A 1,869-nucleotide genomic window follows, 5' to 3' on the forward strand; every position below is an offset into this window, starting at 1 on the left:
ATAAGTAGTATTGATTTTATTATATATTTTATACTAAATTACTATATTTAGAAACAATAATTATGCACTTTGACTATGCTTTTACCTTATATGCCCACTAAAATTACTTAATTTAATGACTAAATAATTATCAATTGATTAATTCAGCCTTTTATTTTATAATTAACAGTATAATATTCGTTCTGTACTATATTTTAATTAATATTTCTCATAATTTTAGGGACTATATGATTTGCACTCATACAAATGATCGAGGTGTCTTATGAATTACTATGAAAACTTTTTAGCTTCACTGCTTTCTTATTCCAAATTACCAAATGATTTAGATATTTCATTTATCATGCCCAATTATCCAAGATACAATATTTCAAATCACCCCTCCTTCATATATGCAGGTGGAGAAATCACAATATCATTCCCATTTTTCTGCGAATCCTCCGGCTTTTCTTCTTACTTACTACTATTTACTTTAGCCGGAAGTTCAACTATCACTATTAAAGATGTAAGCTACCAGTTACAAGAAAACAGCTTATTTTTCTTAGATTGAAGCTTGCCTTTTAAGATCAATTCCTATAATAATAACTGGAAATTTCATATATTGTATTTAAAAGAGGATTTCGTTAATCTATACTTTTCAATATTTAATGAAAATAATACTTTTACCTACGATGTTAAACCTTATTCTTGTGTCACCACGTGTTTTGAGAAAATCATCAGGCCAAACATGTCAAATACGGTTTTATCAAACCTTTATGAAACAAAATGGCTTACTGAGATACTTACAGAAATTTGTATATTTGAAAAAAATCAAGATAATCCAGATGATTCTATACCAAAATACATAAAAAAATCTAAAGCTATTCTTGACAGTCAAATCACAAAGTCGTTCTCACTTGATGAGTTAGCTGAGGAATTACAAGTTAATAAATATCGTTTATGCCGTGAATTTTCAAAATACTACAAAATGCCACCTCTTCGTTATCTTAACCATAAGAAAATGGAGAAAGCAAAAGAACTGCTCTTCGGAACTAACCTTACAATAACAGAAATCAGTACAAAACTTGGTATAGAAAATGTGAATCACTTCATTCAATTATTTAAAAAAGAAACAGGAGCTACCCCGCTAGCTTATAAGCAGGAAGCTCCAGCATCTATACGTGAATTACACTCTCCTTACAAACTAAATGACCACGACCAATAAATATTCCAGATTTGTAATTCTTATTTTCTATCTTCTTTATTATAGTACTAACGGTAAAGCGTGCCATTTCATGAATATCTACTTCGTAAGTAGTTATCCCTATATCGCATAATCCTGGATATAGGTAATTATCAAAACCAACTACTGAAACATCCTTTGGTACGCTTAAACCGTTTGCTTCTAAACATTTAATTACATAACTTGCTGTTAGATCACAATTGCAAACATATGCAGTTGGCATCTCTTCTACTATTAGTTTCTTACTATCGATTTCAACCTTACCAGTTTTCGTATCTCTATCTTCTACTAACCATTCAGGTTTTATTGTCAAACCATGTTCCATCATTGCTTTTGTAAATCCAAAATAACGATCGGTAATACTATCTGTTGCCAGTACAGTCCCAACAAAACCTATCTTCTTATGTCCCATATCAATAAGATAATTGGTTAATACATACGAACCAAGATAACTGTTCGAGATAACTGCATCACATGATTGTTTATCATCATAAAAATCCATGTATACAGTTGGTAGAGTTGATACTTCCTTTATCATTTTTAGATATTCATCTTTCATTTTACCTATTACGATTATTCCATTTACCTTTTGTTCTTGTATTAATTTAGGTAAAATGTTATTTTCTTCATCAGCCTACCTAATAAATTGT

The 1,869-nt window shown here is 29.8% G+C and carries 3 protein-coding genes; 2 read left to right on the forward strand and 1 reads right to left on the reverse strand.

Going from position 1 to position 1,869, the window contains the following annotated elements:
* Positions 1–262 precede the first annotated feature (262 nt).
* Complete coding sequence (locus ACW2QF_RS19935) at positions 263–547, forward strand: hypothetical protein (protein ID WP_455717764.1); 285 nt, start codon at positions 263–265, stop codon at positions 545–547.
* 177 nt (positions 548–724) lie between these two features.
* Positions 725–1,201 carry a helix-turn-helix domain-containing protein gene (locus tag ACW2QF_RS19940; protein WP_455717765.1) on the forward strand — a complete coding sequence of 159 codons (477 nt, stop codon included), beginning with the start codon at positions 725–727 and terminating at the stop codon, positions 1,199–1,201.
* Here the strand turns inward: ACW2QF_RS19940 and ACW2QF_RS19945 are convergent.
* Positions 1,152–1,835, reverse strand: coding sequence for a substrate-binding domain-containing protein (locus ACW2QF_RS19945; protein WP_455717766.1), 684 nt, complete (start codon positions 1,833–1,835; stop codon positions 1,152–1,154). The two genes, ACW2QF_RS19940 and ACW2QF_RS19945, sit on opposite strands and share 50 nt — an antisense overlap.
* Positions 1,836–1,869: the final 34 nt, after the last annotated feature.

This window comes from Anaerosporobacter sp. (assembly GCF_965301125.1).

What these genes read in the sequence shown, in the direction of transcription:
- ACW2QF_RS19935 (WP_455717764.1), top strand. Translation starts at nt 263, where the DNA reads ATGAATTACTATGAAAACTTTTTAGCTTCACTGCTTTCTTATTCCAAA.
- ACW2QF_RS19940 (WP_455717765.1), top strand. Translation starts at nt 725, where the DNA reads ATGTCAAATACGGTTTTATCAAACCTTTATGAAACAAAATGGCTTACT.